General features: G+C 71.2%; 24 protein-coding genes and 1 pseudogene. 11 read left to right on the forward strand and 14 right to left on the reverse strand.

Annotation, left to right across the window (positions count from 1 at the left end; genetic code table 11):
- Positions 1–2: 2 nt before the first annotated feature.
- The 7 genes from A4E84_RS27525 to mce form a co-directional block, all read right to left on the reverse strand.
- Entirely contained in the window at positions 3–884 is an 882-nt protein-coding gene (locus tag A4E84_RS27525) for an ABC transporter permease subunit (protein WP_062929109.1), read from the reverse strand.
- Positions 881–2,215 carry an ABC transporter ATP-binding protein gene (locus A4E84_RS27530; protein WP_062929110.1) on the reverse strand — a complete coding sequence of 445 codons (1,335 nt, stop codon included), beginning with the start codon at positions 2,213–2,215 and terminating at the stop codon, positions 881–883. Before A4E84_RS27530 ends, A4E84_RS27525 begins: the two co-directional genes overlap by 4 nt.
- Before the next feature lie 122 nt (positions 2,216–2,337).
- On the reverse strand, positions 2,338–3,108 hold the full coding sequence (locus tag A4E84_RS27535; RefSeq protein ID WP_062929111.1) for an ABC transporter permease: 771 nt from the start codon (positions 3,106–3,108) through the stop codon (positions 2,338–2,340).
- Positions 3,109–3,110: 2 nt separating this feature from the next.
- Positions 3,111–4,079 (reverse strand): ABC transporter ATP-binding protein, encoded by a 969-nt coding sequence (locus A4E84_RS27540; RefSeq protein WP_062929112.1) that lies wholly within the window; start codon positions 4,077–4,079, stop codon positions 3,111–3,113.
- A gap of 86 nt (positions 4,080–4,165) precedes the next feature.
- A complete protein-coding gene (locus A4E84_RS27545; protein ID WP_031140747.1) occupies positions 4,166–5,101 on the reverse strand; it encodes a coiled-coil domain-containing protein in 936 nt (311 codons plus the stop codon).
- Between the two features lie 183 nt (positions 5,102–5,284).
- Positions 5,285–9,232: a polarized growth protein Scy gene (scy, locus tag A4E84_RS27550; protein WP_062929113.1), complete on the reverse strand. Its 3,948-nt coding sequence runs from the start codon at positions 9,230–9,232 to the stop codon at positions 5,285–5,287.
- A 233-nt stretch (positions 9,233–9,465) separates the two neighbouring features.
- Entirely contained in the window at positions 9,466–9,906 is a 441-nt protein-coding gene (gene mce, locus A4E84_RS27555) for a methylmalonyl-CoA epimerase (protein ID WP_031107947.1), read from the reverse strand.
- A 148-nt stretch (positions 9,907–10,054) separates the two neighbouring features.
- On the opposite strand from mce, the gene A4E84_RS27560 reads away from it, so the two are divergent.
- Both A4E84_RS27560 and meaB read left to right on the forward strand, forming a co-directional pair.
- Positions 10,055–11,263 carry an acetyl-CoA C-acetyltransferase gene (locus tag A4E84_RS27560; RefSeq protein WP_079129138.1) on the forward strand — a complete coding sequence of 403 codons (1,209 nt, stop codon included), beginning with the start codon at positions 10,055–10,057 and terminating at the stop codon, positions 11,261–11,263.
- A 49-nt stretch (positions 11,264–11,312) separates the two neighbouring features.
- Entirely contained in the window at positions 11,313–12,269 is a 957-nt protein-coding gene (meaB, locus tag A4E84_RS27565) for a methylmalonyl Co-A mutase-associated GTPase MeaB (protein WP_062929115.1), read from the forward strand.
- 344 nt (positions 12,270–12,613) lie between these two features.
- On the opposite strand, the gene A4E84_RS27570 is transcribed toward meaB, so the two are convergent.
- Positions 12,614–13,261: a PepSY domain-containing protein gene (locus tag A4E84_RS27570; protein ID WP_062929116.1), complete on the reverse strand. Its 648-nt coding sequence runs from the start codon at positions 13,259–13,261 to the stop codon at positions 12,614–12,616.
- A 116-nt stretch (positions 13,262–13,377) separates the two neighbouring features.
- On the opposite strand from A4E84_RS27570, the gene A4E84_RS27575 reads away from it, so the two are divergent.
- Positions 13,378–14,046, forward strand: a complete 669-nt coding sequence (locus tag A4E84_RS27575) for a response regulator transcription factor (RefSeq protein WP_062929117.1) — start codon at positions 13,378–13,380, stop codon at positions 14,044–14,046.
- A complete protein-coding gene (locus tag A4E84_RS27580; protein ID WP_062929118.1) occupies positions 14,043–15,452 on the forward strand; it encodes an ATP-binding protein in 1,410 nt (469 codons plus the stop codon). Before A4E84_RS27575 ends, A4E84_RS27580 begins: the two co-directional genes overlap by 4 nt.
- A gap of 18 nt (positions 15,453–15,470) precedes the next feature.
- Here the strand turns inward: A4E84_RS27580 and A4E84_RS27585 are convergent.
- From A4E84_RS27585 to A4E84_RS27600, 4 genes and pseudogenes are all read right to left on the reverse strand, one after another.
- Positions 15,471–15,946 (reverse strand): annotated as a pseudogene (locus A4E84_RS27585) (MarR family winged helix-turn-helix transcriptional regulator).
- Positions 15,947–16,062: 116 nt separating this feature from the next.
- Positions 16,063–16,863 (reverse strand): AIM24 family protein, encoded by an 801-nt coding sequence (locus A4E84_RS27590; RefSeq protein ID WP_062929119.1) that lies wholly within the window; start codon positions 16,861–16,863, stop codon positions 16,063–16,065.
- Entirely contained in the window at positions 16,860–17,510 is a 651-nt protein-coding gene (locus A4E84_RS27595) for an AIM24 family protein (protein ID WP_062929120.1), read from the reverse strand. The genes A4E84_RS27590 and A4E84_RS27595 overlap by 4 nt, the downstream gene beginning before the upstream one ends.
- A 1-nt stretch (position 17,511) precedes the next feature.
- Positions 17,512–18,144, reverse strand: a complete 633-nt coding sequence (locus A4E84_RS27600; protein ID WP_062929121.1) for an AIM24 family protein — start codon at positions 18,142–18,144, stop codon at positions 17,512–17,514.
- A gap of 236 nt (positions 18,145–18,380) precedes the next feature.
- On the opposite strand from A4E84_RS27600, the gene A4E84_RS27605 reads away from it, so the two are divergent.
- Both A4E84_RS27605 and A4E84_RS27610 read left to right on the forward strand, forming a co-directional pair.
- Positions 18,381–18,725 carry a DUF3817 domain-containing protein gene (locus tag A4E84_RS27605; protein ID WP_062929122.1) on the forward strand — a complete coding sequence of 115 codons (345 nt, stop codon included), beginning with the start codon at positions 18,381–18,383 and terminating at the stop codon, positions 18,723–18,725.
- Positions 18,722–19,015, forward strand: coding sequence for an MTH1187 family thiamine-binding protein (locus tag A4E84_RS27610; protein ID WP_030854324.1), 294 nt, complete (start codon positions 18,722–18,724; stop codon positions 19,013–19,015). Before A4E84_RS27605 ends, A4E84_RS27610 begins: the two co-directional genes overlap by 4 nt.
- Positions 19,016–19,044: 29 nt before the next feature.
- On the opposite strand, the gene A4E84_RS27615 is transcribed toward A4E84_RS27610, so the two are convergent.
- The gene (locus A4E84_RS27615) at positions 19,045–20,034 is read right to left on the reverse strand and encodes a glycoside hydrolase family 6 protein (protein WP_062929123.1); all 990 of its coding nucleotides are present in this window, start codon (positions 20,032–20,034) and stop codon (positions 19,045–19,047) included.
- A 177-nt stretch (positions 20,035–20,211) separates the two neighbouring features.
- On the opposite strand from A4E84_RS27615, the gene A4E84_RS27620 reads away from it, so the two are divergent.
- The 4 genes from A4E84_RS27620 to A4E84_RS27635 all read left to right on the forward strand — a co-directional run bounded on the left by A4E84_RS27620 (position 20,212) and on the right by A4E84_RS27635 (position 23,543).
- On the forward strand, positions 20,212–20,721 hold the full coding sequence (locus A4E84_RS27620; protein ID WP_062929124.1) for a MarR family winged helix-turn-helix transcriptional regulator: 510 nt from the start codon (positions 20,212–20,214) through the stop codon (positions 20,719–20,721).
- A 43-nt stretch (positions 20,722–20,764) separates the two neighbouring features.
- Complete coding sequence (locus A4E84_RS27625; protein WP_062929125.1) at positions 20,765–21,097, forward strand: DUF3817 domain-containing protein; 333 nt, start codon at positions 20,765–20,767, stop codon at positions 21,095–21,097.
- A 74-nt stretch (positions 21,098–21,171) separates the two neighbouring features.
- Positions 21,172–22,872, forward strand: a complete 1,701-nt coding sequence (locus A4E84_RS27630) for an acyl-CoA mutase large subunit family protein (protein ID WP_062929126.1) — start codon at positions 21,172–21,174, stop codon at positions 22,870–22,872.
- A gap of 293 nt (positions 22,873–23,165) precedes the next feature.
- Entirely contained in the window at positions 23,166–23,543 is a 378-nt protein-coding gene (locus A4E84_RS27635; protein WP_062929127.1) for a hypothetical protein, read from the forward strand.
- Between the two features lie 30 nt (positions 23,544–23,573).
- On the opposite strand, the gene A4E84_RS27640 is transcribed toward A4E84_RS27635, so the two are convergent.
- Positions 23,574–24,209 carry a TetR/AcrR family transcriptional regulator gene (locus A4E84_RS27640; protein ID WP_062929128.1) on the reverse strand — a complete coding sequence of 212 codons (636 nt, stop codon included), beginning with the start codon at positions 24,207–24,209 and terminating at the stop codon, positions 23,574–23,576.
- 236 nt (positions 24,210–24,445) lie between these two features.
- Between A4E84_RS27640 and A4E84_RS27645 the strand changes: the two genes are divergently transcribed.
- Complete coding sequence (locus A4E84_RS27645) at positions 24,446–25,420, forward strand: tetratricopeptide repeat protein (RefSeq protein WP_062929129.1); 975 nt, start codon at positions 24,446–24,448, stop codon at positions 25,418–25,420.
- Positions 25,421–25,806 lie beyond the last annotated feature (386 nt).

Raw genomic sequence — 25,806 nt, forward strand, 5'->3', positions numbered from 1 at the left:
ACTCAGACGTCCCGCTTCTCCAGCAGCGCGAAGGCGCCGGCGAACGCGGCGGCCGTGACGCCGAGGATGATCCACAGCGGGTCCCAGCCGGACGGGCCGGACTGGCTGAGGGAGTTGGCGTAGAAGACGCTGAGCTGGTTCGGGATCGAGTACTCGAACAGGGCGTCGCGCACGTCCTGCAGGGACTCCGAGAACATGAACAGCGCGATCACCAGCGGGGCCAGCACGGCGCCGATCATGATGGTGATGGCGCCGGCCGAGTGCCGGATGATGGAGCCGACGAGGAGCGAGAGCAGGCCCAGCAACGCGATGTAGAGCGAGATGCCGACCGTGCCCTTCAGCCACTCACCGCTGGAGGGCGACTTGGCGCCGTCGCCCTCCAGCATCGCCACGTGCAGGAAGGCGACGAGGGACGCGGACACCAGCGTCACGACGAACGCGGTCAGGAAGAACACCACGGCCTTCGCCGCCAGCACCCTGCCCCGGCTCGGGCACGCGACCATCGTGGTGCGGATCATGCCGGTGCCGTACTCCGAGGCCGTGGTCAGCACGCCCAGCGTGATGATGCACATGCTGCCCAGCAGCAGCCCGAAGAAGCCCAGGCCGAGGGGGCTCTCGCCGTCCAGGGCCGGGTCGGAGTTGGCCACCACCACGCCGGTCAGCGTGCCGATGCCGATGACGAGCAGGACGAACACGCCGAGCGTCCACATCGTGGAGCGCACCGACCTGATCTTCGTCCACTCGGAGGCGATGGCGTTGCCGAGGTGCGTGCGCACGACCGGGATCGGCGAGGTGTAGCCGGGGTCGCCTGCGTACGGGGCGGAACCGGGTGCCGTCTGCCAGGCGGGCGCGGCCTGCGGCATCTGGGACTGGGGGCTGCTCATCGGGCGTCCTCGGGCTTGGTCAGATCGGAGGTCGGGGCGGCGGCGGGCGCCGGCGGCGCCGGAACGGGCTGCGCGGGGGCCGAGGCGGCCGGCTGGGCGGCGGGGGCCGCGGGAGCCTGCGGTGCGGGCTGTGCGGTGCCCTGGGGCGCCTGGGGCGCCTGGGGCGCCTGGGGCGCGGGCTGGGCGTACGGGTTGGGCGTTCCCGCGCCAGGGGTGCTCGGAGCGACGCTCGGAGCCCCCGGGGCGCCGTACGCCTGAGCCTGGCCGGGTGCGCCCTGCGGCGGAGCCGGGAACGGCTGGCCGCCCTGCTGGGGCGGCGGCGGGGCGTACCAGCCCGGCTGGCCCTGGCCGGGGACCGGCATGGGCGGCTGCGCGCCGGGCGGCAGCGGCTGCTGGAGCCCTTCCTTCTGGTCGATCGTCGAGCGGTAGTCGACGGCGCCCTGCGTCATCCGCATGTACGCCTCCTCCAGGGAGGCCTGGTGCGGCGAGAGCTCCCACAGCCGTACGTCGTGGTCGTGCGCGATGTCGCTGATACGGGGGAGCGGCAGCCCGGTCACGCGCAGCGCGCCGTCCTGCTCGGGCAGGACGTGCCCGCCCGACTCGGTCAGCGCGGCCGACAGCTTCTCGCGCTGCTGCGGCTCGGTGTCGGGTGTGCGCACCCGCGCGAAGTCCGCGGAGTTCGCCGAGATGAAGTCCGTCACGCTCATGTCGGCGAGCAGCTGACCGCGCCCGATGACGATGAGGTGGTCGGCGGTCAGAGCCATCTCACTCATCAGGTGGGAGGAGACGAAGACCGTACGGCCCTCCGCCGCCAGCGCCTTCATCAGGTTGCGGACCCAGAGGATGCCCTCCGGGTCGAGGCCGTTGACCGGCTCGTCGAACAGCAGCACCTGCGGGTCGCCGAGCAGTGCGGCGGCGATGCCGAGCCGCTGCCCCATGCCCAGGGAGAAGCCCTTGGACCGCCTCTTGGCCACGTCCTGCAGACCGACGACCCCGAGCACCTCGTCCACCCGCCGGGCCGGGATGCCCGACAGCTGGGCCAGGGAGAGCAGGTGATTGCGGGCGGACCGGCCGCCGTGCACCGCCTTGGCGTCCAGCAGGGCACCGACCTGACGGGCGGCGTTGGGCAGCCTGCGGTACGGATAGCCGCCGATCGTCACCTGCCCGGCCGTCGGATTGTCCAGGCCGAGGATCATCCGCATCGTCGTCGACTTGCCGGAGCCGTTCGGCCCGAGGAAGCCGGTGACGGCCCCGGGCCGCACCTGGAAGGAAAGGTTGTACACAGCGGTCTTGTCGCCGTAGCGCTTCGTCAGGCCGACTGCTTCGATCATGCTCCGCACCCATCGCAAGGTTCAGGACAGCGGGGCACACGCCCCCGTAAGGGTTAGGAGGATATCGAGGCGCTGACGGTTCCGCCCAAGAGGAGGTAAAAGGTCAGGCCGAGCCTGTCCCCCTAGGCATCGCGCTTCTTCAGCAGCACATAACCGCCGACGAGCGCCGCGAGCACCCACAGCCCCATGATCCCGAGGCCGCCCCACGGCCCGTACGGAGTGTCGTCGTCGATCGGCGTGACCACCTGCATGATCTTGCTTCCGGCCTGGTCGGGAAGGAACCGGCCGACCTCCTTCGTCGCGTCGACATTGCCCAGGATGTTGGAGATCAGGAAGAAGAACGGCATCAGGATGCCCAGCGACAGCATCGGCGAGCGCAGCATCGCGGCGACGCCCATGGAGAACATCGCGATCAGCGCCATGTAGAGGCCGCCGCCGAACACGGCCCGCAGCACCCCCGGGTCCCCGATCTCCGCCCGGTGCGAGCCGAGCATCGCCTGCCCCAGGAAGAAGGCGGCGAAGCTGGTGACGAGGCCGACCAGCAGGGCGAGCCCACTGGCGACCGCGATCTTGCTGAACAGGAAGGAGCCGCGCTGCGGCACCGCGGCCAACGAGGTGCGGATCATGCCGGTGCTGTACTCGTTCGACACGACCAGCACCCCGAATACGATCATCGCGAGCTGACCGAGACTCATCCCCGCGAAACTGATGAACGTGGGGTCGAACTCGGCCCGGTCCTGCGCGTTCATCGAGTCGAACTCGCTCTTCGACAGCGCCGAGATCAGCATGCCGAGGGCGACCGTCACGACCACCACCAGCGAGAGGGTCCACACCGTGGACGCCACCGACCGGATCTTGGTCCACTCCGACCGTACGACCTGTGTCGTCGCCATGCTCAGCCCTTCTTCCAGCCGTCGCCCCACTGCTGCCGCCCCGGCTCGGGGCCCGTGGCGCTCGTCCCGCTGTGTGCGTGGTACTCCACCGACTCCGCGGTCAGCTGCATGAACGCCTCCTCCAGCGAGGCCTGTTGCGGGCTCAGCTCGTGCAGCGTGATCCGGTGCTGCGCCGCCAGCTCACCGATCTGCTCGGCCTTGCCGCCGTCCACCTCCAGCACCCCGTCGCCGCTCTCCACGGCCACGATCCCGGCCTGGTGCAGCACATCGAGCAGCCGCTCCCGCTGCGGACTGCGGACCCGGACGTACGAGCGTGAGTTGCGGTCGATGAAGTCCGCCATGGAGGTGTCCGCGAGCAGCCGGCCCTGCCCGATGACGACGAGGTGCTCGGCCGTCAGGGCCATCTCGCTCATCAGATGGGAGGAGACGAACACGGTCCGGCCCTGCGCGGCGAGCGACTTCATCAGGGTGCGGATCCAGTGGATGCCCTCGGGGTCGAGGCCGTTGACCGGCTCGTCGAACATCAGGATCCGCGGGTCGCCGAGCAGCGCCGCGGCGATGCCGAGCCGCTGACCCATGCCCATCGAGAAGCCCTTGGTCTTCTTCTTCGCGACCGCCGTCAGCCCGACCGTCTCCAGCACGTCCCGCACGCGGCGGCTCGGAATGCCGTTGCTCTGGGCGAGGCACAGCAGATGGTTGTAGGCGGTGCGCCCGCCGTGCCAGGCCTTGGCCTCCAGCAGGGCGCCGATGTACGTCAGCGGGTCCTTGAGCTGCTGGTAGTGCTTGCCGTCGATACGGACGTCGCCGGCGGTCGGGTGGTCGAGACCCAGGATCATCCGCATGGTCGTCGACTTGCCCGCGCCGTTCGGCCCGAGGAAGCCCGTGACGATGCCCGGTCTCACGGTGAAGGACAGGTTGTTGACCGCCACCTTCTCGCCGTACCGCTTGGTCAGCCCCTCCAGCTCAATCATGCCCGCCACGCTAGAGCGGGACAAAGCCCTCTGCCACCCGAGCGGCAGAGGGCTTTGCGGAGATTCAGCCTCCGTATGCCCGCGTGTTACCGGGACTGCTGCGCCGGGACCCCACGGGAGATCGGCTCGTCCTCGGCCGGCGTGCCGGCGGCGGCCACCGCGGCGCCCGTGAGCGTCGCGAGCATCTCGCGGACGTTCGTCAGCTGGGCGTTGATGCTGTCGCGGCGGTTGGTGAGGGCGGCCAGCTCGCGCTCGGATTCCGAACGGATGCGGTCGGCCTTGGCGTTGGCATCGGCCACGATGTCCTCGGCCTGGCGCTGAGCCGTCTCCACCGTCTGGCGGGCGCGGCGCTCGGCGTCCGTGCGCAGCTTCTCGGCCTCCAGGCGCAGCTGCTCGGCGCGGTGCTCGATCTCGGCGAGGCGCTTCTCGGCCTTGGCCTGACGCGAGGCCAGGTCGCGCTCGGACTGCTCGCGGCGCTTGGCGAGGTTCGTCTCGAAGTCGGCGGCGGCCTGCGCGGCCTTCGCACGGGTCTCCTCGAAGAGGGCGTCCGCCTCCTCGCGCTTGGACTGCGCGTCCTTCTGCGCCTCGGAACGCAGCTGGGAGGCGTCGCTCTTGGCCTTCTCGACGATCCGCAGGCCCTCGTCCTCGGCCTTCGCCTTGCGCTCCGCCGAGTACGACTCGGCGTCGTTGCGCACCTGCTGGGCCGCCGACTCGGCCAGCTCACGGTGCTGCTCGGCCGCGCGCCGGGCCTCCTCGCGCAGGTCCTTCGCCTCTTCCTCGGCGAGGCGGAGGATCTTCTCCACGCGCGCACCGAGACCCGCGTACGACGGCTCGGCGTCGGTGATCTGGGCCTGGGCGTTCTGCGTCTCGAGGTGGAGCTCTTCGATGCGCTTTTCCAGAGCGGTGATGCGGGCGAGAGCGCTGTCACGGTCGGAGACGAGCTTGGAGATACGTTCGTCCACCTGAGCGCGGTCGTACCCACGCCGCACAAGCTCGAAGCCGTAGGGGGAAGTGTCGCTCATGGGGTTCCTGTCGAATGAGACCGGTGAGGTGATAGGTGGAATCCTAGGGGCCGAAACGGTGTGTCATCGAGCGGATGCGCGTTTGATCTGGAAAATGACACCCCTTTTGAGTGGCTAACCCCCGGACCGCTTGCCAAAGACTTGGTCAAAGACCCCAGCACACACCGGATTCGCCCCGTTTGGCTAGCTATCCGAACCCTTGCCACCCGAACGGGGTGCGCCGACCGTCGCGCCCGCCTTGACTCCGTTGTCCTTGCCCGCGGAGGGGGCCTCGAAGGACTCCAACGCCTCAAGGACGTCCTGGACACGGGAGATCTCGGCGTTGATGTCCTCGCGGCGACGGACCAGGACCTCCAGCTCGCGCTTGCCCTCCTCGACCGTGCGCTTGGCCTCGCGGATCGCCTCGGCCTTGAGCTCCTCGGCCTCCCGGACCAGCGTGGACTTCTTCTGCTCGGCCTCCTTGAGCAGCCCCTCCGCCTTCTTCACCGCGGCGATACGGACCTTGCCCGCCTCGGAGTTGGCCTCCGAGACGATCTCCTTGGCCTTCGCCTGCGCCTTCGCCAGCTGCTCCTCGGCCGCCTTGACGAGCGCGTCACAGCGGTCGCCCGCCGACTTCATCGTCTCGGCCGACTCCCGGCGGGCCCGCTCGTGCAGCTCCTCGATCTCGGAGGTGATGCGGTCGCGCAGCTCCTCGGCACGCTCCCTGATCTGCGTGGCGTCCCGGCGCGCGCCGACCAGCAGCTCGTCCGCGTCCGTACGGGCCTTCTCCACCAGGGAGTTGCCCTCGACCGTCGCCTCGGACACCAGCCGGTCGGCCTCGGTGCGGGCCGCGCCCACCATCGTGTCGGCCTGCGACTCGGCCTCCGCGGTGGTCTTGTGCGCCTGCTGCTGCGCCTCGGTCAGCAGCTTGTCCGCCTCGGCCGTGGTCTCCGTGATGAGCTTGTCGACCTGCTCGGCCGCCTCGGAACGCCGCTTGTTGGCGTCCTTGCGGGCGCCGTCCAGCGTGCGGTCGGCCTCCTCGCGCGCGGCGCTGACCAGCCGCTCCGCCTCCGCCTCCGCATCGGTCTTCACCCGCTGGGCCTCGGCGCGGATCCGCTGCGCGTGCTGCTGCGCCGAACCGACCGTCTCGGCGGCCTCGGCCCGCAGCCGCTCCGCCTCGCTCGTGGCGTCCCCGACGAGCTGCTCGGCCTTGGCGACCGACTCCGAGCGCACCCGCTCGGCCTCGGTGGCCGCCTCGGAGCGGACGCGTTCGGCCTCGGAGACCGCCTCCGTACGGACCCGCTCGGCCTCGGCGACCGTGTCCATGCGCAGCCGGTCGGTCTCCTGGACCGTCTCCGTCGTCAGCCGCTCCGCCTCGTTGCGGGCCTCGGTGATGAGGGTGTCCGCCTGCGTCGCCGCGTCGGAGCGGATGCGGTTGGCGTCCTCCCGGGCGTCCGCCCGGGTGCGCGAGGCGCTCTGCTCGGCCTCGGCGATCGCGTCCGACGCCTCCGTGCGCACCCGCTGGGCGTGCTCGGCGACGTCCGCGCGGATCCGCTCCGCCTCCGAGATCGCCTCGGACATCGTCCGCTCGGCGAGTGCCTTGGCGGCCTCGGACTCCTCGTGCGCCTCGCGCCGCAGCCGGCCCGCGTCCTCGCTCGCCCGCTCCCGCTCGGCGTAGGCGTCGGAGCGGACCCGGTCCGCCTCCTCCTGGGCCTCGCGGCGCGTACGGTCCGCCGCGTGCTCGGCGGCGGAACGCAGACCGGTGATCTCCTCCTGGGCCTGCTCGTGCAGCCCCGCGACGGAGTCCCGGACCTGCTGGGCGTGCTGCTCGGCCGCCGACACCATCTCCGTGGCACGGCGGTCGGCCTCCTCGACCAGCCGTACGGCCTCGGTCTGCGCCTCCTCCACGCGCTTGCGCGCCGAGGCCAGCAGCTCCTCGCTCTGCTCGCGGGCCCGCTCGCGCTCCTGGTCGGCCTCCTGCCGGGCGCTGCCGAGAACCTCCTCGGCCTCGCGGCGGCGCCGGTTGGCCTCCTCCTGGGCGGCGGCCAGCGTCTCCGACGCCTCCGCGGCGAGCCGCTCGGCGGCGGCCTGCGCCTCCGCGCGCATCCGGTCGGCGCTCTCCTGCGCCTCCGACTTCAGCCGCTCGGCCTCGCTCGCCGCCTCCGAACGCAGCCGTACGGCGACGGCCTCGCCCTCGGCACGCGCCGCGGACGCGTCGGACGCGGCCTCGTCGCGCAGCCGCTCGGCCTCGGCCGCGGCCTGCTGCTGGAGCGTCCGGATCCGCTCGGCGGCCTCGGCGCGCAGCCGCTCGTTCTCCTCGGCGGCCTCGCGGCGGATCCGCGCGGCCTCCTCACGGGCGTCCGACAGCGCCTGCTCGGCGGCCGTCAGCCGCTCCTCCGCCTCCGTCTGGAGCCGCGTCAGCTCCTCGGCGGCCTCGGCGCGACGGGCCTCCATGGCCCGCTCGGTCTCCTCGTGCAGCTCCCGCGCCGCGCGCTCGGCGTCCTCCCTGAGCGCCTCGGCCTGCTCGACGACCTCCTCGCGGTGCCGCTCGGCCTCCTGCCGGGTGCGCTGGAGGGTCTCCTCGGCCTGCCGGCGCAGCGTCGTCGCCCGCTCGATGGCCTCGGTGCGGACCCTCTCGCTGTCCGTCTGGGCCGTCGTGCGCAGCTCGTCCGCGTCCGCCTTGGCCTTGGCGAGCAGCTCCTCGGCGGACTTCGCCGCCTCCTCGATCTGCGCCACGGCCTCCTTGCGGGCCCCGGCGCGGATCTTCTCGCCCTCGTCGACCGCGTCCGCCCGCAGCTGCTCGGCCTCGCCGCGCAGCCGGCGGGCCTCCTCCTGCAGCTCGACCGTCTTGGCGCGGTACTCCTTGGTGTCGTCCTTCGCCGCGCCCTTGAGCTGCTCGGCGATGTCGTGCGCCTCGGCCCGCAGCCGGTCCGCCTCGGCCTCGGCCTCCGAGCGGATCCGCTCGGCCTCCTCGGCCGCCGCCTTCGTCGTCTTCTTGGCGTCCTCCGACGCCTTGTTGAGGACCTCCTCGGCGGTCCTGGCCGCCTTGGACAGCTGGGTCGCGGTCTCCTCGGCGGTGAGCGTGCGGGCCTTCTCGGAGGCCTCCGCGACGATCTTCTCGGCCTCGGCGCGGGCGTCGGCGACCAGCTGCTCGGCCTCGGACTTGGTGTGCTCGGCCTCCTTCGTGGCCTCCTCGACCAGCCGGGCGACCTGCTCCTTGGCGGTGCGTGTACGGGTCTCGTTCGCGGACTCGGCGCTCGACAGGGCCTTGGCGGCGGCCTCCTTGGCCTCCGTGACCAGCTTCTCCGACTCGGTCTGCGCCTTGCGCAGCGCCTCCTCGGCCTCGGCCATCCGCTGCTCGGCGGCCCTGCTCAGCTCCTGGGCCTCGCGGCGCGCCGACTCCGACTCCGTGGCGCTGGACGTGCGCAGCTGCTCGGCGTGGTCGGTGGCCTCCTGGGCCTGTGTGGACGCGGCGTTGAGCAGGCGCTCGGCGTCCGTGCGGGCGCGGCGCAGGATCTGCTCGGCCTCGGCCCGGGCCTCCTCGGCAGCGCCCGTCAGCCGCTGCCGGGCCTCCGTGGTCAGCCGCTCGGCCTCCGCGCGGGCGGTGGCCAGGGCCTGCTCGGCCTCGGCGCGGGACTCCTCCAGCAGCCGGCGGGCCTGCTGCTCGGTGCGGGCCCGCAGCTGCTCGGCCCAGGCCACGTTCTCGTTGACGTGCGACTCGACCGTCTGGCGGCGCTCGGCCAGCTCCTGGTCCAGCTGCTGGCGGCGGGTCACCGCCTCCTGGTGCAGCTCGGCCTGGAGCCGGGCGGCCTGCTCGGCGTGCTCCTGGAGGATCCGCTGGGTCTGCGCCCGGGCCTCGCTCAGCTCGCGGTCGGCGTCCGCGCGGATCTGGTCGGCCTGCACCTGAGCGTTGCGCAGCAACTGCTCGGCCTGCCAGCCGATGTCGCCCCCGTCGAAGGAGGGCCGGGACATGATGGTGCGCCGCGCCTCGTGCAGCTTGGCGCGCAGCACCTCGACCTGGTAGCCGAGGTCCTCGGCGTGCTGGATCGCCTTTTCCCGTTCGGTCTTCAGCCGCTTCATCTCGGCTTCGAACCGAGAGAGGTGGTCGACGTCAGCCGCCGGCTCTCGCTCCTGGCTCTCGTAGCCCCGCACTGCGCGGTCCCATCCGTCCCCTGGTCGCAACACTCTCCAAACGAGCTCCGTCCATCCGCCGAACGGGGCCCCCGGGGAATGGTGTCAGATCATCGGCGGAGCAGAGGCTGCTGCCCCGACGCTCGTCCCCCGAAACCCGGACCCCGGTGGTCCTGCCGTAGCACGGCGGGACCGCGGTCACCCTGGACTGAGCGGCGACCGCCCCCAACCCTACCGGCCCCTATGTACGAGGGTCAGTGCTCAGGTGACTCAACAGGCGCCGAAGTGACCAGTTCTGTCAGTACGCCATGACAGTCCTTGGGGTGCAGGAAGGTGATCCGTGACCCCATGGAACCGACTCGCGGCTCTTCGTACAGCACGCGTACGCCCTTGCCCTTGATCTCCTCGGCGTCGCCGTCGACGTCTGCCGTACCGAAAGCGATGTGGTGGACGCCCTCGCCGTTCTTCGCAAGCCACTTGGCGACGGTGGAGTCCTCGCGGGTCGGCTCCAGGAGCTGCAGGTAGGAGGCGCCGCCGTCGGACGTCTCGTTGATCTTGAGCATGGCCTCGCGCACGCCCTGCTCCTCGTTGACCTCGGAGTGGAACACCTCGAAGCCATAGGTGGCACGGTAGAACTCGACGGTCTTGTCGAGGTCGAAACAGGCGATTCCGATGTGGTCGATTCGCGTCAGCATGGATTCAGTGCAACGCCCCGGAGGTGGTTACGCAACGTGCGCGCGATCACACCGACAGCCCGATGACGGCACGGAGTGCCACTCAGTACATTCGAAGTAAACCCTCGTTCACTCCTCGGCTGTGCAGCCGGTAAGGGGATCGCAGCTCATGTCTTCTGGAACTTCCGAAGCGAACAGCTCGGTGATCGTCGCGGGAGCGCGTACGCCCATGGGGCGGTTGCTCGGCTCGCTGAAGTCCTTCTCCGGAGCCGACCTCGGCGGCTTCGCGATCAAGGCCGCCCTCGACCGTGCGGGGATCGGCGGCGACCAGGTGCAGTACGTGATCATGGGCCAGGTGCTCCAGGCCGGGGCCGGGCAGATCCCGGCCCGCCAGGCCGCCGTCAAGGCCGGCATCCCGATGAACGTGCCGGCGCTGACCATCAACAAGGTGTGCCTGTCGGGCCTCGACGCCATCGCGCTCGCCGACCAGCTCATCCGCGCGGGCGAGTTCGACGTGGTCGTCGCCGGCGGCCAGGAGTCCATGACCAACGCCCCGCACCTGCTGCCGAAGTCCCGTGAGGGCTTCAAGTACGGCGCAGTCGAGATGCTCGACGCCATGGCGCACGACGGTCTGACCGACTCCTTCGACGGCGTCGCCATGGGCGAGTCGACGGAGAAGCACAACACCCGTCTCGGCATCGCCCGGCCCGAGCAGGACGAGATCGCCGCGCTGTCGCACCAGCGGGCCGCCGCCGCGCAGAAGAACGGCCTGTTCGAGGCCGAGATCACGCCCGTCGAGATCCCGCAGCGCAAGGGCGACCCGGTGCTCTTCAGCAAGGACGAGGGCATTCGCGGTGACACGACCGCGGAGTCGCTCGGGAAGCTGCGTCCGGCGTTCTCCAAGGACGGCACGATCACGGCCGGGTCCGCCTCGCAGATCTCCGACGGTGCCGCCGCCGTGGTCGTGATGAGCAAGGCCAAGGCACAGGAGCTCGGCCTGGAGTGGATCGCCGAGATCGGGGCGCACGGGAACGTGGCCGGGCCGGACAACTCGCTGCAGTCGCAGCCGTCCAACGCGATCGTGCACGCGCTGAAGAAGGAGGGACTGGAGGTCTCGGACCTCGACCTCATCGAGATCAACGAGGCGTTCGCGGCCGTGGCCGTGCAGTCCATGAAGGACCTCGGGGTGTCCACCGAAAAGGTGAATGTCAACGGTGGCGCCATTGCCCTGGGTCACCCGATCGGGATGTCCGGTGCGCGGCTCGTGCTGCATCTCGCGCTGGAGCTGAAGCGGCGCGGCGGTGGCGTGGGCGCGGCCGCGCTGTGCGGTGGCGGTGGGCAGGGTGACGCGCTGATCGTGCGCGTGCCCAAGGCCTGAGTCCCGGTACGTCCCTTCCCGGTACGTCCCTTATCTGAACGGAGCTGTGATGCAGGACGTCTCCACCCTGGTGGCCCAGGCCAGGGAAGGCCGGCCGCGGGCCGTGGCCCGGCTGATCTCCCTGGTGGAGGGGGCGTCCCCGCAGCTGCGGGAGGTGATGGCGGCGCTCGCGCCGCTGACGGGCGGGGCGTACGTGGTCGGGCTGACCGGGTCGCCCGGGGTCGGCAAGTCCACGTCGACCTCGGCGCTGGTCTCCGCGTACCGCAAGCAGGACAAGCGGGTCGGCGTGCTCGCCGTCGACCCGTCGTCCCCGTTCTCGGGCGGTGCGCTGCTCGGGGACCGGGTGCGGATGTCGGATCACGCGTCCGACCCGGGTGTGTACATCAGGTCGATGGCCACGCGCGGGCATCTGGGCGGGCTGGCGTGGGCGGCGCCGCAGGCGATCCGGGTCCTGGACGCGGCGGGCTGTGACGTGATCCTGGTCGAGACGGTGGGTGTGGGGCAGTCGGAGGTGGAGATCGCCTCCCAGGCCGACACGTCCGTGGTGCTGCTCGCGCCGGGTATGGGGGACGGGATCCAGGCGGCCAAGGCCGGGATCCTGGAGATCGGCGACGTGTACGTCGTGAACAAGGCCGACCGGGACGGGGCGGACGCGACGGCTCGCGAGCTGAACCACATGCTGGGGTTGGGTGAGTCCCGGGGGCCGGGCGACTGGCGTCCGCCGATCGTGAAGACGGTCGCCGCGCGGGGCGAGGGCGTCGACGAGGTCGTCGAGGCGCTGGAGAAGCACCGGGCCTGGATGGAGGAGCGGGGCGTGCTGGCGGAGCGGCGGGCGGCCCGGGCTTCGCGCGAGGTCGAGACGATCGCGGTGACGGCACTGCGGGAGCGGATCGGGGACCTGCACGGGGACCGGCGGCTCGGGGCGCTGGCGGAGCGGATCGTGGCGGGCGAGCTGGATCCGTACCGGGCGGCCGACGAGCTGGTGGCGGGGTTGACGGAGGGCTGAGGGCCGAGGGCCCAGGGCTGAGGTCGGCTTCGCCTTCGCCGGTGGTGGGTCGGGGTGGGTCGGGGCCGCGCCGGGGGGTGTCCGTCCTCGGAACGGCGCGCTGGGGTGTCATACCGACTGACTGTCCGTTGACGCGCCAACCGCTGCGGGCGGGACACCCCCCGACACGATCCCTTCTCGCCGTACGCGGGTGCGGGTCTGCGCAGCTGCGGGCATGCGTGCCGCTGGGGGCGGCACGGGTCGGCGATGGGGGAGGCACCCCGCTACGCCGGGTTGCGGACCCACCGGGCCCCGGCGTCCGTCCGGGGACGCCGGGGCCGTGTAGGTAGAGGGGCAGCTGCTGATCAGTCCTGGTCGTCGTCCTGGTCGTTCTGGTCGTCGCGGTCCGCCGTGACCTTGCCCGAGGTGAGGTCGATCTTCCAGTCCTGCTCGGCTCCGCCGGACGTGCGGGTCTCGGCCTCCCAGGACTTGTCCTTGCCGTCCTCGTCGAGGCCGACGGACGTCACCACGCCCTTGCCGGCGGCGGCCTTCGCGGCCTCCTCGGCCGTCACCGAGGAACCCTTCAAAGCGGCCCGCACCTGCGCCGTGTCGTCCTCGTCGTCGGTCTGCGCACCGAGGACCTTGCCGTTGGACGGGTCGACGCTCACGCTGTGCCAGGTGTTGTCGCCCGACAGGACGTCGACCTTCCAGACCACCTTGTCGCTGTCGTCCTCGTCGTCCAGCTCGGCGGAGACGACCGTGCCCGACGTGTGCTTCAGCGCGGAGGCGATGGCCTCGGGCGCGGTGACGTCGGAGGAGGAGACCTGGGCGGCGTCGTCGTCGCGGTCGTCGCGGTCGTCCTGGTCGTCACGGTTGCCGTCGTCCGCCGGCTTCGTGTTCGCCGCCTGCCGCGCCGAGGCCTGGTCGTCTCCCGTGGTCGCGAGGGCCGTGGCCGTCCCGCCTCCGATCAGCGCGGCGGCAGTCACAGCGGCGATCACGATGTTGCGCTTCATGCGGATTCCTCCCGAGTCGTTTCGCTTTCGACGTCTTCGACTCTGGCTGACGCAGGCTGAGAGGAACCTGAAGCCCCCTGAAGTGATCTTCAGCTTCCCTTTGCCACTCTTTACGCATGCGCCTGTTGATCGTGGAGGACGAGAAGCGGCTGGCCCTGTCGCTCGCCAGGGGCCTGACGGCCGAGGGGTACGCCGTGGACGTCGTCCACGACGGACGGGAGGGGCTGCACCGGGCATCGGAGGGCACGTACGACCTGGTCATCCTCGACATCATGCTGCCCGGCCTGAACGGCTACCGGGTCTGCGCCGCCCTGCGCGCCGCCGGGCACGACGTGCCGATCCTGATGCTGACCGCCAAGGACGGCGAGTACGACGAGGCCGAGGGACTCGACACCGGCGCGGACGACTACCTGACCAAGCCGTTCTCGTACGTCGTGCTCGTCGCCCGGGTCAAGGCGCTGCTGCGGCGGCGCGGACAGGGGGCCGGGGCTTCGCCCGTGCATGTGCACGGTGATCTGAAGGTGGACACCGCGGCCCGGCGGGTGTTCCTGGGCGAGGACGAGATCGCCCTCACCGCCAAGGAGTTCTCCGTACTGGAGCAGCTCGTGCTGCGGGCCGGCGAGGTGGTGTCCAAGTCCGAGATCCTGGAGCACGTCTGGGACTTCGCGTACGACGGTGATCCGAACATCGTCGAGGTGTACGTCAGCACGCTGCGGCGGAAGCTGCGCGCCGGGCTGATCCGGACTGTGCGCGGGGCCGGCTACCGGCTGGAGACGTCGCCGTGAGGCGGCTGTTCGGGTCCGTCCGGGCACGGGCCACGCTGGGAGCCACGCTCGTGGTCGCGGTGGCGCTCGTCGCGGCCGGGGCCGCCGTGCTGCTGTCCCTACGGTCCAACCTGATGGGCGAGGCCGGCACGCAGGCGGAGCGCTCCGCGCGGGCGGTCGCCTCCGAGCTCGCCGCCGGAACGCCGTACGACAAGCTCTCCGGGCTGGACGGCGACGACGGTCCGGTGCAGGTCCTGGACGAGCGCGAGCGGCTGGTCGCGGCCAGCGAGGACCTGGAGCGGATCAGCGGGACGGACAGCGACCAGGTGAAGCCGCGGCCGGTGACAACGCCCTCCGGGGACGGCGACGACGACTCCGATGACGCGGGCGAGGCCCTGGAACCCGGTGAGGTCTCCGGCGAGAGCCTCTTCAGCAACGGGTCCGCGACGATCGACGGGGAGGCGCAGGACTACCGGTTCGCGGCCGTCGAGGTGGAGACCCACGACCGGGGGCACCTCAAGGTCTACGCCGGTGCCCCGCTGGCCGCCGAGCACGGGGCCGTGCGCACCGCGCTGACGGTGATGCTGATCGGGTTCCCGCTGCTGCTCGGGGTCGTCGCCGCCGTGACCTGGCTGGTGACCCGGCGGGCCCTGCGGCCCGTGGAGGGCATCCGGCGCGAGATGGCCGCGATCACCCGGTCGGAGGATCTCGCGCGGCGCGTTCCGGAGCCGGACACGCACGACGAGATCGCCCGGCTCGCCAGTACCACCAACGAGACGCTCGCGGCGTTGGAGACGTCCGTCGAGCGGCAGCGGCGGTTCGTCGCTGATGCTTCCCACGAGCTGCGCAGCCCGATCGCCTCGCTGCGGACACAGCTGGAGGTGGCCGCCGCGCACCCCGAGCTCCTGGACCTGGACGGGGCCGTGGAGGACACCGTCCGGCTGCAGCGGCTGGCGGCCGATCTGCTGCTGCTCGCCCGTCTGGACGCGGGGGAGCGGCCGAACGACGCGAAGGTCGACCTCGCCGGGCTCGCCCGGGAGGAGGCCGAGGGGCGGACGGGTGTGACCGTGGACGCGGAGCCGGTGGAGGTGGCCGGATCGCGGGGGCAGTTGGGGAGGGTGCTCGCCAATCTGCTCGACAACGCCCAGCGGCACGCCCGGTCGGCCGTCACCGTCAGGGTGCGGCGCGAGGGCGACCGGGTTGTGGTCGGGGTGGCCGACGACGGTGACGGCGTGCCCGACGGCGACCGGGAGCGGATCTTCGAACGGTTCGTCCGGCTGGACGCGGCCCGTAGTCGCGACGACGGCGGAGCCGGGTTGGGGCTCGCCATCGCCCGCGACGTGGCCGTCCGGCACGGCGGTACGCTCACCGCCGGGCGGGGGCCCGCAGGCGGAGCCCTGTTCGAACTCCGCCTGCCGCTCGCCTAGGAGGGGCCGGCTACGGGGCTACGGGCGTCCGCGATGGCCGCGCAGGTGCTCCGCGATGGGCTTGAGGGCCTTGTCGAGCTCGGTCAGGGCCTCGGGGGACAGCAGGTCGATGAAGTGCCTGCGCACGGACGCCACGTGGTGGGGCGCGACCTTCTGCATCGTCGCCATGCCGTGGTCGGTGAGGACCGCGTAGAGCCCCGGCGGTCCGACTCGCAGTTCTCCCGCCGGACCAGGTTCCCGTTCTCCATACGCGTGATCTGGTGCGAGAGGCGGCTCTTGGACTGGAGGGTGGCGGAGGCGAGGTCGCTCATCCGCATCCTCTGGCCCTCGGACTCGGAGAGATTCACCAGGATCTCGTAGTCGTTCATTGTCAGGCCGAACGGCTGCAGGTCCTTCTCGAGCTGGTACGTCAACAGCCTGTTGACCTCCAGGTGGGTGCGCCAGGCGCACTGCTCCGCATCGGTCAGCCAGCGGGTGGCCGTCTCGGTCTCCATGTATGAAGTCTACCTAAAAGGTTGAAAGGCGAACTAGTGAGGGGTGGCATGTGACGACGACCGCCTGGCGAACAACAGTGCGCAGGCGTTCGATGTCACACTCCGCAGACTACCGCTCACAGCCCGAAGCGACGCTGGAGGTCCCCCAGCTGTCCGGGAAGACGCGGTACGCCGGACTGCCCGGCCTGGGGGCTGTGCGCCCCGCCGCCGGGCACGCCCGCCTGGTGCGGAACGGTCCCCGTGGTCTGCTCCGCCATCAGGGTCTCCGACGACTGGAGCAGCACCGTCCCGGCGCCGACGAACTCGAACTGGTGCTCCTCGCCGGAGGCCCCGCCGAGACCCGTCAGTGCACGTAGACCGCCCATGACACCGGTCATGTACCCGTGGTCGTAGTGGTGGCACGGGGAGGGGCAGTCGGCCCAGCCGACCAGGGCCTGGGGGTCGACCCGGATCGGGGGTTCCATGAACACCACCGGCCCGTTCGACGCGGCCACGAACTTTCCGGTTCCGATGAGGGTCAGAAAACCCGGCACGATTGATTGCTTCAGTGACAGAGTTGGCTGAAAAGCGAGGAGGTTGCCCGAGCGAATGGTCAGGTTGCCCTCTTCGAGGTCGTACGCGTTGACGTCGAAGGCCCGGTCGGCGAGGAGCATCTTGCCCGAGCCCGCCGCCACGACCCAGTCGCTCGCGTGCAGTGGCGAATGGAACGACGTACGCACGAGACGGTCCAGCCGGCCGTGTCCGACGCCGTTGAAGTCGATCGAGCCGTAGTAGGCGATCATCTTCCCCTTCTGCAGGAACCACTGGCTCCCCTTGAGCTCCACGCAGAAGGTGTACGCGTTGACGTTGTCGTCGGGCGGCAGCGTCGCCGGGTCGAAGACCGCGGGGCCGGCGCCGGGGCTTCCGTACGTGCTCACAGCTTCTCCTCCGACGCCTGGACGTACACCGCACCGCTGCCGCTGAGCTCCAGCTGGAACGCCTCGCCCGAGCCGCGCCCCACCATGTCCCGCCAGCCCAGGGCCGTGGACAGCTTGTTGCGGACGTCGCCGTGGTGGGCGACGTAGGCCTGCGGGTCCACATGGACCGGCCGTTGCGGGGTGATCGGGATCTCGATGACGCCGCCGTGGGCCATGACGGCGACGGCCCCCTGCCCCTTCAGCGTCGTCGTGAACAGGCCCTGGCCGCTGACCTGCCCGCGCACCATGCCCATGACGCCGCCCTGCGAGCCCAGGAACATCGTGCCCTGCTGGAGCGAGCCCTCGAAGGCCAGGAGGCGGTCCGCCTCCACGTACAGCGTGTCGCCGGTCAGCCGGATCACCTGGATGTGGTGCCCGCCGTGCCCGAACAGGACCGTGCCGCTGCCCTCGACGGTCATCAGGGGCGTGTCCTCGTCGGCGACCCGGCGGCCGATCATCGACATGATCCCGCCCTGCCCGCCCGCCGTGTTGGGCGTGAACGACACCTCGCCGCGGTACGCGAGCATCGCGCCGCGCTGGCTGAACAGCCGCTGACCCGGCGAGACGGTCGCCTCGATCATCTTCGCGTTGATCTCCCGGAAGGCCATCTCACACGTCTCCCGCGATCGTGTTCCGCTCGCTCGGCTGCACGTACACCAGCCCGTCCCCCTCGAACCGCATCTGGAAGGCCTCGCCGCCGCCCTCCCCGAGCAACGTGCGGAACGTCACACCGGACTGGAAGGACTGCCGCAGGTTGCCCTGGTGCGCCACGTACGCCCCCGGGTCGACGGTCAGCGGGTACTGCGCGCTCACCCGCAGCACCACCGCGGGGCCGTCCGACATGATCGCCGCCTGACCGTGGCCCTCGACGGTCGTCGTGAACAGCCCGTTGCCCTGCGAGGCGCCGCGCAGACCCGTGAACTCCGTGCCCGTGCGCAGCCCGGCGTCGGTCGCGAGCAGGTTGCTCGACTCGACGTAGAGCTTGTCGCCCTGGATGCTGACCAGGTTGATCTCGGAGGCGCGGTCCGCGAACCAGCAGGTCCCGCGCCCCTTCACCTCCATCAACGTCATCTGCTCACCGGTCAGCCGCCGGGTCACCATGCCCCGGATGCCCTCGCCGCCGCCGCTGAGCTTCTTGAAGGCCATCTCCCCGTCGTACGCGACCATCGAGCCGTTCTTCGCCTTCACGGCATCCCCGGTCATGTCGACGGCGAGCACCTTGCTGCTCTGAAGTCGGAACATCGCCACGACTGGAAGGTAGCCGCAGGCCGGGCCCCGCGGACAGGGCCCGTGGGTGGAGAACGACCCTGACCGCACCCCTAGGCCCGCAGGGGCGGGGAGGCGGACCCCGGGCCGGAGGGCCCGCTGCGGTTTGCCACAATGGGCGGGACGCTTGTGCGCGCGTTCACAAACCGTCGGACCCGTGCATGCCGTCCCGACCGACCCGACCGCCGCGTTACTCCCACCGAAGGTGACCCGTGGACCTCAAGACCGCCACCGCCATCCGCCGCCTCCGCCTGGTATCGGCGCCCGAGGCGATCTCCTTCCTCCTGCTGCTGGTCTGCTCCGTGCTGAAGCGGACCACGGACTTCAACGCCGTGCCGGTGATGGGCGCGGTGCACGGTGCGCTCTTCGTCCTGTACGTGATCTTCTGGGCCGACGCGTGGAACCGGGCGAAGTGGTCGCTGAAGACCGCCGCGCTGTACTTCGTCCTCTCGGTGCTGCCCGCCGGCGGGTTCTTCGCCGAGCGCAGGCTGCGCCGTGAGGCCCAGGACGCCGTCATCGCGACGCGGGCCCGCAAGGAAGGCGTGGTGGGCGCGTGATCGTCGCCTTCTCCGTGACGCCGCTCGGGGTCGGTGAGGACGTGGGGGAGTACGTCGCCGACGCTGTGCGGGTGGTGCGCGAGTCGGGGCTGCCGAACCGTACCGACGCGATGTTCACCTCCGTCGAAGGTGAGTGGGACGAGGTCATGGACGTCGTCCGGCGTGCGGTCGCCGCGGTCGAGCGGCGGGCGCCCCGGGTCTCCCTCGTCCTCAAGGCGGACATCCGCCCCGGCGTGACGGACGGCCTCACGTCCAAGGTGGAGACCGTGGAGCGGCACCTCGCCGAGTAGCCGAGTAGCCGCCGGGAGCGGGGCCCGGGTCAGCCGGTGGCGTTGCGGGCCAGTTCCAGGGCGTACTCCGGCCACCAGCGCCCGGCGGCCGGGCCGCCCTCGCAGGTTCCGTCCGACTCCCCGGGCCGCTTGATCCACAGGAAGGCGTCCACGACGGGTTCGCCGGTGCCGGTCGTCGGCGGAGTGCCGAGCGCCCGGCCCGGCGGGTTGCACCACACCCCGGGCAGGGGCCCGTTGCCGTTGCGGCTGGTGTCGATGACGAAGTGCTTGCCGCCGAGGGCCTGGGCGAGCCGCACTCCGTACTCCGTGGTCACCCCGGTCGTCTGGAAGTTGGAGACGTTGAGCGCGAAGCCGTCGGCCGGCTCGATCCCGGCCCGCTTCAGCGGCTCCACCAGCTTGGCCGGCTCCCGGATCCAGCCCGCGTTGCCCGCGTCCAGGTACACCTTGGTGCCGGGCTGCTGCTTGAGCCGGGCGACGGCCTCGCCGAGCAGCTGCTCGCGCTCGGCGTGGTACTCGTCCGGGGTGCAGCCGTCCACGACGTGCGCGAGCGCGTCGGGCTCCAGGACGACCAGGGCCTCGGCGTTGCCGAGGGCGTCGGCGAACCTCCCGATCCACTCCCGGTAGGCGTTGCCGTCCGCCGCCCCGCCCGCCGAGTGCCCGCCGCAGTCCCGGTGCGGGATGTTGTAGGCGACGAGGACCGCGGTCTTCCCCTCCCGGCCCGCGGCCGAGGCCGCCGCCCTCACCATCGGCGCCGGGTCCGTCTCGCCCGCGGGCCACAGCGCGACCGGCTGGTCGGCGATCCGCCGGATCAGCTCGGCGTCCTGCCCGCGGCCCTGCCGCTGCCAGAGCTGAGCCTGCCGGGCCGCGGGGCTCCCGGGATCGGTCCAGAAGGGTGAGGAGCCGGCCGCGTAGGCGGCCTTCCCGGCGTCGACGCCGGATGTCGTCGCGGCGTGGGACGAGCAGCCCGCGGCGAGACCGAGCACCGCGAGTGCCGCGAAGGCGTGGATCAGCCGGGGCATGCCGCTCCCTGGGGAAAGGTGACGTGCAGTGACGAAAGGGACGCCAATCGTTACACACTGCGATGAGGCGTCCTGGAAAGGACATGGCCCCCGCGCACCTCCTGCCGGAACCGGCGCCCCCGCCCGAAGGGCGAGACAGGGCTGACCGCCATGTGACCGGCCGGTAAGGTCGGGTTCGTGCCGAAGCCGCTCAGTCTCTCCTTCGATCCGATCGCGCGCGCCGACGAACGCTGGAAGCAGCGCTGGGGAAACGTGCCGTCCATGGCCGCGATCACCTCGATCATGCGCGCCCAGCAGATCCTCCTCGCCGAGGTCGACGCGGTGGTCAGGCCGTACGGGCTGACGTTCGCGCGCTACGAGGCGCTGGTGCTGCTCACCTTCTCCAAGTCCGGCGAGCTGCCGATGTCCAAGATCGGCGAGCGCCTCATGGTGCACCCCACGTCCGTGACGAACACCGTGGACCGGCTGGTGAAGTCGGGTCTGGTCGGCAAACGGCCCAACCCGAACGACGGCCGCGGCACCCTCGCCAGCATCACCGACAAGGGCCGCGAGGTCGTCGAGTCCGCCACCCGCGACCTGATGGCGATGGACTTCGGGCTCGGCGTGTACGACGCGGAGGAGTGCGCGGAGATCTTCGCGATGCTGCGGCCGCTGCGCCTGTCGGCGGGCGACTTCCAGGAGGAGTGACCCGGGGCGAGATCTGCCGGAACGGGTCGTTACGCTCGACGGCATGAAAAAGAGCGTGCTGACTCGCTACCGCGTGATGGCCTACGTCACCGCCGTCATGCTCCTCGTGCTGTGCACCTGCATGGTGTTCAAGTACGGCTTCGACATGGGCGAGGACGTCACCCTCGCCGTCTCCCAGGTCCACGGCTTCCTCTACATCATCTATCTGGTGTTCGCCTTCGACCTCGGCTCCAAGGCCAGGTGGTCGTTCGGCAAGCTGCTCTGGGTGCTGCTCTCCGGGACGATTCCCTTCGCCGCCTTCTTCGTCGAGCGCAAGGTCGCCCGCCAGGTCGAGCCCCTGGTCAGCGAGCCGGCCCCGGCTGTCGCCAAGGCCTGACGAGACCGCCGTACCGACGCGGACGGCGGTTCTCCCATCGACATTTACTAGGACGTCCAAGTAAATTCGAGGGTATGGACACTGACGCCATCGAGGAGGGCCGCCGCCGCTGGCAGGCCCGGTACGACGCCGCCCGCAAGCGCGAGGCCGACTTCACCACGCTCTCCGGCGACCCCGTGGAGCCGGTGTACGGGCCGCGGCCCGGAGACGCCTACGACGGGTTCGAGCGGATCGGCTGGCCCGGGGAGTACCCCTTCACCCGCGGCCTGTACGCGACCGGCTACCGAGGGCGCACGTGGACCATCCGGCAGTTCGCCGGGTTCGGCAACGCCGAGCAGACCAACGAGCGCTACAAGATGATCCTCCGCAACGGCGGAGGCGGGCTCTCGGTCGCCTTCGACATGCCGACGCTCATGGGCCGCGACTCCGACGACCCCCGCTCGCTCGGCGAGGTCGGGCACTGCGGCGTCGCCATCGACTCGGCGGCCGACATGGAGGTCCTGTTCAAGGACATCCCGCTGGGCGACGTCACGACGTCGATGACCATCAGCGGCCCGGCCGTCCCCGTCTTCTGCATGTACCTGGTCGCCGCCGAACGGCAGGGCGTCGACCCGTCCGTCCTGAACGGCACGCTCCAGACGGACATCTTCAAGGAGTACATCGCCCAGAAGGAGTGGCTCTTCCAGCCCGAGCCGCACCTGCGGCTCATCGGCGACCTCATGGAGCACTGCGCGGCCGGCATCCCCGCGTACAAGCCGCTGTCCGTCTCCGGCTACCACATCCGCGAGGCCGGGTCGACGGCCGCGCAGGAGCTGGCGTACACCCTCGCGGACGGCTTCGGGTACGTCGAGCTGGGCCTCTCGCGCGGGCTGGACGTGGACGTCTTCGCCCCCGGCCTGTCCTTCTTCTTCGACGCGCACGTCGACTTCTTCGAGGAGATCGCCAAGTTCCGCGCCGCCCGGCGCATCTGGGCCCGCTGGATGCGCGACGTCTACGGTGCCAAGTCCGAGAAGGCCCAGTGGCTGCGCTTCCACACGCAGACCGCGGGGGTCTCCCTCACCGCGCAGCAGCCGTACAACAACGTCGTACGCACCGCCGTGGAGGCCCTGGCGGCCGTGCTGGGCGGCACGAACTCGCTGCACACCAACGCGCTCGACGAGACCCTCGCCCTGCCGAGCGAGCAGGCCGCGGAGATCGCGCTGCGCACGCAGCAGGTGCTGATGGAGGAGACCGGCGTCGCCAACGTGGCCGACCCGCTGGGCGGTTCCTGGTACGTCGAGCAGCTGACCGACCGCATCGAGGCGGACGCGGAGAAGATCTTCGAGCAGATCAGGGAACGCGGGCTGCGGGCCCACCCCGACGGGCGGCACCCCATCGGCCCGATCACCTCCGGAATCCTGCGCGGCATAGAGGACGGCTGGTTCACCGGGGAGATCGCCGAATCGGCGTTCCGGTACCAGCAGGCGCTGGAGAAGGGCGACAAGAGGGTCGTCGGCGTGAACTGTCATGACGGGTCGGTCACCGGCGACCTGGAGATCCTGCGGGTCAGCCACGAGGTGGAGCGCGAGCAGGTCCGGGCGCTGGGCGGCCGCAAGACGGCCCGGGACGACGCCGCGGTGCGCACCGCGCTCGACGCGATGCTGGCCGCCGCCCGCAGCGGCGCCAACATGATCGAGCCGATGCTGGACGCGGTGCGGGCGGAGGCCACGCTCGGCGAGATCTGCGGGGTGCTGCGGGACGAGTGGGGGGTGTACACCGAACCCGCCGGGTTCTGAGTCGTCCGGCCCGGGGGCCCGTGCCGGTGCCGGCCCCCGGCCCAGCCGGGGGCGGGCGGCTCCTCCGGCGGCTGGGACGCGGCCGGGGCGCCCTTGCCGTCCGCGGCGGGGGACGCCCGGCACCGGCCCGTCCCCGGACAGCTTGCTCCAGCACACGCGCGGGGCCGCGGTCGCCCGGCCAGGGCGACGAAGCCGGTCGTCGCAGGGCAGATCCGCCGAGCAGCCGTGCGCCCGGGCCGTCGTGCGGCACCATACGCAGCAACGCACGATCCGCTGACGGCTGGAGGACCTTCGTGGAGCCCATCACGGCAGGACTGCTCGTAGCTCTCGCCTCGGGGACGGCAGGTGCGGCCGGAGAGCAGATCTGGGCGTCCCTGCGCGACCTCGTCACCCGAAGGGGTTCGCGCGCCGGCGACGAAGAGCCGGCGGTGCCCGCCGAACCCCCGCGTACCGAGGAGCGGGCCGGGCAGCTCGCCGCGCTGCTCAACGATCGCGCCGGGCAGGACCCCGACTTCGCCGCAGCGCTGGAGATCTGGCGGCGGCGGGCGGACGCGGAGGTCGCGTCACCTTCCGGTGACGTGCACAACGAGATCTCCGGTGGCACCCAGACCACGGTGATCCAGGGCCGGGACATCCACGGCGACATCACCATCGGTGGCCGTCCCTCCTGAGCGGCCCACCGGGGCGGGCAGGGGCGCGGCTCAGCCGTCGGCCGGGTGGGCGGCCTCTCCCGCCAGTCCCCGCAGCAGCACGCCGGTGAAGCGGTGGACCCATTCCTCGTCCGCCGGTTCCGCGCTCACCAGAGTGCGGTGGACCACCGCGCCGGCCACCATGTCGAAGATCAGGTCGACCGTGCGGGCGGACGAGGCGGGGTCCGGTTCCGCGGGGAGTTCGCCCCGGGCCTGGGCCCGCGAGCGGCCCTCCAGGACCAGCCGCTTCTGGCGGTCGACGACCGACGCCCGGATGCGTTCCCGCAGGGCCTCGTCCCGGGTGGCCTCCGCCACCACCGCCATCAGGCCGCTCCTCGCCTCCGGAAGAGCCAGGATCGAGGCGAACTGCAGGACCACGCCCTCGATGTCGGCGGCCAGGGATCCGCGGTCGGGGAGTTCCAGCTCGTCGAAGAGCTCCGCGACCGCGTCGACGACCAGTTCGTTCTTGCCCGCCCAGCGGCGGTAGAGAGTGGTCTTCGCAACCCCGGCGCGCGTCGCGACGTCCCCCAGGGTGAGCTTGGACCAGCCCAGTTCCACCAGAGCCTCGCGGGTCGCGGCCAGGATCGCGGCGTCCGCCGTGGCGCTGCGGGGGCGCCCGGTGCGGCTGGCTGGGCTGCGGCTCTGCATCTCACGACCATAGACCCGGCGGTTCCCGTCGCGGCCGTGAGGGAGATCACCGGGGGGTGGTGTCCCGGAGCCCCGGTGGGGCATTACGCTACGACTCGTAGCGAAATCCTGTGATGGACGTACACAGGCCTCGCGCACCCGGCGCGGGGTGGGGACCCGGCGCCGAAAGGCACCGGACCGGCCTGGTTTTCACACCGTTTTTCACACGCGCGCGCAGGACGGGGGAGGATAGGCGCATGCAGCCACGGAACATGTCCATGAGCGGAGTCGTCGACCTCGCCGCGGTGAAGGCGGCCCAGGAGGCCAAGGCGAAGGCGGAGCAGGCGCGCGCGCAGTCCGCCCGGGAAGGCGGGGCGGGGGCGATCTCCCCGGCCGATCTCGTCATCGACGTCGACGAGGCGGGGTTCGAGCGGGACGTCCTGCAGCGTTCCGCCGAGGTGCCCGTCGTCATCGACTTCTGGGCCGAGTGGTGTGAGCCCTGCAAGCAGCTCAGCCCGGTCCTGGAGCGGCTGGCCGTCGAGTACAACGGCCGCTTCCTGCTCGCCAAGATCGACGTCGACGCCAACCAGATGCTGATGCAGCAGTTCGGCATCCAGGGAATCCCCGCGGTGTTCGCGGTCGTCGCGGGTCAGGCGCTGCCGCTCTTCCAAGGGGCGGCGGGCGAGGCGCAGATCCGGCAGACCCTGGACCAGCTGGTGCAGGTCGGCGAACAGCGCTTCGGCCTGACCGGTCTCACCGTCGACCCCGAGGCCGAGCCGGGCGGTGCCCCGCAGCCTTCCGAGCGGCCGGCCGGCCCGCACGACGGGCTCCTGGAAGCCGCCGTGCAGGCGCTCGACTCGGGCGATCTGTCCGGCGCCGTCCAGGCGTACAAGAACGTACTGAACGAGGACCCGGGCAACGAGGAGGCCAAGCTGGGCCTCGCCCAGGCCGAGTTGCTCCAGCGGGTGCAGGGTGTCGACCCGCAGCAGGTGCGCCGGGACGCGGCCGACAAGCCGGCCGATGTGCAGGCGCAGATCGCCGCCGCCGACCTGGATCTGGTGGGCGGCCACGTCGAGGACGCCTTCGGCCGGCTCATCGAGACCGTGCAGCGCACGGTGGGTGACGACCGTGACACCGTACGGATGCGGCTGCTGGAGCTGTTCGAGGTGGTCGGGCCCGACGATCCGCGGGTGATCGCGGCGCGCAGGGCGCTGGCGCGCGCCCTATTCTGACCAGTCGTTAAACACGCGGGCATGTGGTGCCCGCGTGAAAAGTTTGGCGATAGAGGGTCACTGCGGCCGCGCTTTACCAAATCTTGGTAATCGCGGCCGCTGTTACTACGAGTAAGTCATCGGCGTTGATCTGTCGGATTCTGTCCATCGATCAACAGCTTTGTGCCGCCGTCGGACACCACCCTGTGTCGTCGGCCGAGACCGATGGGTCGTTGTTCGGTTATCCGGCCGTTACTAGCGAGTAACGAACCCCCTTGTGCGGGCGGCGAGAATGCACCACGATCGGCCACGCTCGGTCCAATCCCGTACCCCGGCAGCCGGTTGGGTCACGGGACGTCCTGGGTCCCCACCGAGCAGAGCCGGCGGCAGTGGCGCCGGCTCTTGGA

This window comes from Streptomyces qaidamensis (genome assembly GCF_001611795.1).
Taxonomy (GTDB): domain Bacteria; phylum Actinomycetota; class Actinomycetes; order Streptomycetales; family Streptomycetaceae; genus Streptomyces; species Streptomyces qaidamensis.